The organism is Geotalea toluenoxydans JCM 15764, assembly GCF_001311985.1.
Classification (GTDB): domain Bacteria; phylum Desulfobacterota; class Desulfuromonadia; order Geobacterales; family Geobacteraceae; genus Geotalea; species Geotalea toluenoxydans.
The window spans coordinates 1-5,334 of the sequence record NZ_BBCJ01000058.1 but is presented as its reverse complement, the minus strand read 5'-3'; the positions used below and the strand labels follow the sequence as shown (position 1 = coordinate 5,334).

Annotated in this window: 2 protein-coding genes and 2 pseudogenes; all 4 read right to left on the bottom strand. The window is 54.3% G+C overall.

Annotation, left to right across the window (positions count from 1 at the left end):
- Nucleotides 1-119: 119 nt before the first annotated feature.
- The gene (locus JCM15764_RS20595; RefSeq protein WP_054698796.1) at nucleotides 120-563 is read right to left on the bottom strand and encodes a tetratricopeptide repeat protein; all 444 of its coding nucleotides are present in this window, start codon (nucleotides 561-563) and stop codon (nucleotides 120-122) included.
- Nucleotides 564-630: 67 nt separating this feature from the next.
- The gene (locus tag JCM15764_RS20590; RefSeq protein WP_054698794.1) at nucleotides 631-1,098 is read right to left on the bottom strand and encodes a dihydrofolate reductase; all 468 of its coding nucleotides are present in this window, start codon (nucleotides 1,096-1,098) and stop codon (nucleotides 631-633) included.
- Between the two features lie 13 nt (nucleotides 1,099-1,111).
- Nucleotides 1,112-3,463: pseudogene (locus JCM15764_RS30510) on the bottom strand (endonuclease MutS2).
- Nucleotides 3,460-5,334: pseudogene (locus JCM15764_RS20580) on the bottom strand (hypothetical protein); the annotation flags it as partial. The pseudogenes JCM15764_RS20580 and JCM15764_RS30510, both read right to left, overlap by 4 nt.

Below are 5,334 nucleotides of genomic sequence, written 5' to 3'. Positions count from 1 at the left end.
ACTCCTGTGGAATAGGGGGGATCGAGGGGGGAGCCAGAGCTTCGCATGGCAAGTCTTCCAGATGGAAAACAGAAAAAAGGGCACCTCGGTCGGGGCGCCCTTTTTCTGTTTTCCATTATTTATCGCAACCCCAGGCGGGAGAGCAGTAATCCCAGATATTTGTTCAAAGGGTGACTTCGCTTGAGGGAGGGGAACAGCGGAGATTTCCTTCTGCCGTAATGGGCCAGTTCACGGCTTATCCGGTTGCCGCTGTCGTATTGCATGCCGTTACGCAGGGTCTGCAGTGCCTTTTCCTTCTCTCCTGCCAGCCAATAAACCTTTCCCAGGTTGAGGTGCAGAAGCGGGTTGGCCTGGTCGGCAGCAAGGGCTTCTCTGGCCATGCCTATGGCATCGGCGTAATCGCGCCGCGTTTTAGCCAGGCATAGAGCCAGGCAGGACAGGTTTTCCGGTGTCTTTTCCAGAGTCGCTGCCCGCTCGAAACAGGCGCGGGCAAGATAGTCATGATCACGTTCCAGTGCTTCAAGTCCCTTGTCGTGTAGTTCCTCTGCTTCTTTCGACATCATCGCCACACCTCTTACGGCACCCCGTTCTGTTCAGGTAGTCAGATCCGATGCAGGTATTGAACCAGCTTCACTTGACCAGCAGAAGGAAAGTATATGAGGGAAGATTATCTACGGTGTTACTTTCCACTTCGACAAATTCTTCGGTTATTTTAGGGAAATAAGTATCACCTTCATAAACCTGGTGGATGACGGTCAGGTAGATCCTGTTGGCCAAGGGGAGCGCCTGACGATAAATGTCACCCCCCCCGCAGATAAAGATTTCCTCTGCGTCGCCGGCTAGCTTGATGGCGGCAGGCAGGTCATGGGCAACCAGACATCCCCTGGCTTGATAGTCTTTCTGCCTGGTGACGATGATGTTTTTCCGCCCATCCAGGGGAAGACCGATGCTTTCAAAGGTCTTTCTTCCCATTATTACCGGATGCCCCAGGGTGAGTGACCTGAACCTTTTCCTGTCTGCCGGCAGGTCCCACGGGATGGTATTTTTATCACCGATAACCCTGTTTTCTGACATGGCGGCTATTAGCGATATGATCATAAAACCGTCAGCATCAGCGCATTGTAGCAAAGGTTACGCCGTTGCCCCCCTCATGCTGATCGCCGACGCGGTATTCCCTTACCAGCGGATGACCGTCCAGATGCTCACGCACCCCTTTCATCAATGCACCGGTGCCGGTGCCGTGGATTATCTTCACTTCTCCCAGTCCTGCGGTCGAAGCCCTGTTGAGGAATGTCTCCAGTTGTGAAAGGCTTCGTCCACCCTCAATCCCAACAGCCTGAGCTCATGAGAGGTCTCGGGCTCCTCGGTGGCCTTTCGCCGTGATGGTTCTTCCTTCATCTTCACCCCGCGCTTTAATGCCACATCACCGGCAGATACTTCCACCTCCCTGTGCCCTACCTTCAGTCTTAACCGCTGCTGTTTTTCGTCAATGCGGGCAATGGTGGCGTCAAAGCCAAGTGATCTGACAAAAACCGTGTCCCCCACCGAGAGTTCCTGCAAAGCAGGGGATACATCCTCCTGGTATTCCCGGAGTTTGTTTTCCAGCTCCCCCCCCATTTTCTCCAGTTTCTTCAGGGAATCCCCGGACTTTTCCCGGCGCGCCTCGTCAAGGATGGCCCTTGTCTCGCGTTTGACCGTGGTGACCACATCCCTGGCTTCGGCAAAGGCCTTGCCCATTGCCTGCCGTTTTGCTTCTTCAGCCTGGGCCAGGCGCAGGGAAAGAAGGCGTTCCCGCTCGGCAGTCCTCTGTTCCCGCGCATCCAGGTCCGCTATCAATTCCGAGTATCGCTGTCGTTTTTCCTTGAGCTCTGCCAGCAGGGCATGAAAATCGGCCTCTCTCGTGCCGATCATCCTTTCGGCAAAGTCGATGACTTTTGCAGGCATACCATAGCGCCTGGCGATGTCGATGGCGTGGGATTGTCCAGGCTCGCCGCTCTGCAACCGGTAAAGGGGGGTCAGGTTAGCATGGTCGAATTCCATGGAGCGTTGGTCATGCCGGGGGTCCGATGGACAAAGGCCACTATGTCGGTCAGGTGAGTCGTGGCAATGACAATGGCTCCCTTTTCCTGCAGCTCTTTAAGGACGCCGCAGGATATGGCGGCCCCCTGTCCGGGCTCGGTGCCGGTTCCCAATTCGTCCAGGAGCACAATGCTTAATTTACCGGTTTTGTGGAGGATTTCAGCCATATTCGCCACATGGGCGGAGAAGGTGGACAGGCTGCTTTCAATGGATTGGTCATCCCCCATGTCCACGAGCAGGTTGTCGGCCAGGGGAATGGACGAAGAAGGATCCGCCGGGATCGGTATCCCGGAGAGCCCCATGGTCAGAAGCAGTCCCACAGTCTTGATGGCGATGGTTTTTCCCCCGGCGTTGGGGCCGGTGATGACCATTATACTGTCGGCTGCCGGTGGTGTGCCGAGGCGGATATTGAGCGGTACCGGTTCATGGCCGTTGCCCCTGTCGCCCATAAGCATCAACAGCGGGTGGCGCGCCCCATTCAGTTCAATTTCACCGCCATCGTTGATAAAGGGTGCATTTGCTCCGAGCTGATCGGCAAACCGGGCTATGCTGTTGAGGGTATCAAGTCGGACGAGGGTCTGGAATTCCACGTTTATGTCATCGGCGGCAATACGAATCTCCTGGCAGATGGCCCGAATGATGCGGATTTCCTCCCCTTTTATCTCTGCCCCCAGGTTTTCCAGCTCATTGGCTAGACTTATGATTTCCAGTGGCTCCATGAAGGCTGTTTCACCGGTATTTGAAACATCGTGGACAACCCCTGCCACCATCCCTTTGGAATCCATGCGCACCGGAATGACCCATCTCCCCCCTCGCTGGGTAACGAACTCGTCCTGAAGGAAGAGGGCGATCTTCGGCTCGCGGATGATCTCCTCCAGCCGTTTTCTGATCCGCGCCGTCAGGCTCCTTTTTTTGCCACGCAAATCCTGGAGCAGTGGCGAAGCCGAGTCAAGGATATTGCCCTCGAAATCCAGGGTCGTTTCCAATCTGTCGAGGAGGTGTGGAAAACCGGTGAGATTCCCCGCCAGATCCTTGATGAGAGGTATATCGGTGCGATAGGCAAGCTGTTTAGCCAGGGAGGAGAGCACCTGAAAAAAGGGGGTGAGGATGGCAAGGTCGTGGTGTCGAGCACTGCCCCTTCCGGGCGCACTGCTTCCAGGAGCGGTGTTATATCATCAAAGGTCGATAGCCGCAGGGGTACCCTTACCTGGACCAGCCTTCTGATTTCTTCAATCTGGCCGAACTGTGTTTCAAGCCTTTCCCTTATATGGAAAGGGAGGATTTCCGAGATGAATTTTCGGGAGGGGGCACTATTGGCGAAACCGGCAATGAAGGAAAGAATTTTTTCGAATTCAAGCAGGTGCAGGGAATCCTTTTTTATCATCGATTCTCCGAGAGACGGTGCAAAACCGGTATTTTCCCTATTGCCGCTTCCCTGCCGGCTTTGTCCGTATCCAGCTTTATCGTGCCGGTCATGAAGCCGATCAGCTCCAGAAATTGCACCGCATCTGCGATGGCCCCGGGGAGTTGGGCCGCAGAGGTCGGCTGGTTATCAGTGTTATAGACAAGTACCTTGTCGTTTTCAGTTAGAACGATGGCCACATAAACGTAGCATTCTTCCCCACGTTTCATGGCACAGATGTAGCTTTTACAATTCTGACTCGGATTTCCTTCCAACGCTACCCGTGCCAGGTTTGAGGATTCATGCAATTCAATGATCTCTTCTTGGGAGGCATATTCAATGCTGTGATGTGCAGGATCGCAGGTGAAGGTACTGCCGCTGCCCCCCGTTGAAGAGTTGTTGCTGAAAAAGGCGCCATCATCCTTGTCGGGAAATGCAAATGGATCACTGCCGGCTTCCACGGGCGGTCCGCCGTAATCGATGGGGTCAGAAGCGGTCATGGCAGCTCTTTTCCATGCCCCTACCGAAGAAACGGATACATTGAGTTCCCCTTCGGAGGCCATTTTGCGCCCGGAAGATTTATCCTGGTGCCTTTTTTTCTCCTCTTGGACGCCAGGGGCCGACGCTGAGCCGACATTTTCCGATTGGAGGCTGAGTCGTTCTTCCTCAGCTTTCAATCTTAAAGCCATCAGACGATCTGTCTCCGCTTTCAGGCGGGATGCTTCCTCTGCTGCAGCTTTCCATTCCGCTTCGGCCTTTGTCTTTTCCTCACGCAGTCGCTCGATCTCTGCCTTATGCAGGCTGATATCTACTGCAGAGGAATGATCTTCCTTCTTTCGATCTTCCTGTACATCCTCAGACCTGCCCACTTTTCCGGCAGGCGGAGTAGGAGGTTCAGTAACTGCTTCTATGGTTTCTTCACGGCGAGCATCAGAAGCTGTCAATGGGATGTCTGCAGCCTGATAAGCTGCTTTTTCCGCAAATATTTTTTTCTCGAGGATTTTTTCGATCATTATTCTCTCTGCTTCAGCTGCTTCAAGTGCGCTTCTCAGTTCTGCGGTTTTTGCCGACAGCAGCTCTTCAGCAGCAGCCTTTTCAGCCGCCGCAGCTTTTGCCTCATTTTTTGCACTTAAGCACCGGCCCGTCGCTCGCTCTTCGAACTGTCCGATGATGTCTACGGTTTCTTCAGCAGCGATCCTGTCCTCATTGGTCTTTCTTACAGTGCGTCTTTCCTCCTCCGCCTGCTCCTCTGCTATCTTTTCTTCCTCGTTTTTCTGCAGGAACAACTGTTCTGCTTCCATACGCGCTGCAGTGGCGGCTGCCAGGTTGTCTTGTGCGGCAAGAGCTTTTTTCCCAGCCAGCTTCTCCGCTTCCAGCAGTTTCACCAATCTTTCTTCTGCAGCAAGTCTTTCTGCCCGGGCTTTTTCAGCAGCCTCTTTTTCTTCCAAAATGGTGTCTGCGGCATTTTTTTCAGCTTCCGACAGCGCTGAAATCCGTTCTTCAGCAGCAAGTTTTTCAGCTTCAAGCTTTTCCTTGATCTGCAGGGCGATTTCTGCCTTTTCCGCCACCATCTTTTCAGCTTCCTGCCGCTCTTCGGTGGCCAGTTCGGCGAGACGTCGGTTCTCTTCAGTTTTTATTCTGGCCGCTTCCTCGGCAGCCTTCCGCTCCTCTTCAACATTGATCCTGGCCGCTTCCTCGGCGGCCTTCCGCTCCTCTTCAGCCTTGACCCTCGCCGCTTTCTCGGCGGCCTTCCGCTCCTCCTCGGCCTTGATCCTTGCCGCTTCCTCGGCAGCCTTTCGCTCTTTCTCGGCCTTGATCCTGGCCGCTTCCTCGGCGGCTTTCCGCTCCTCTTC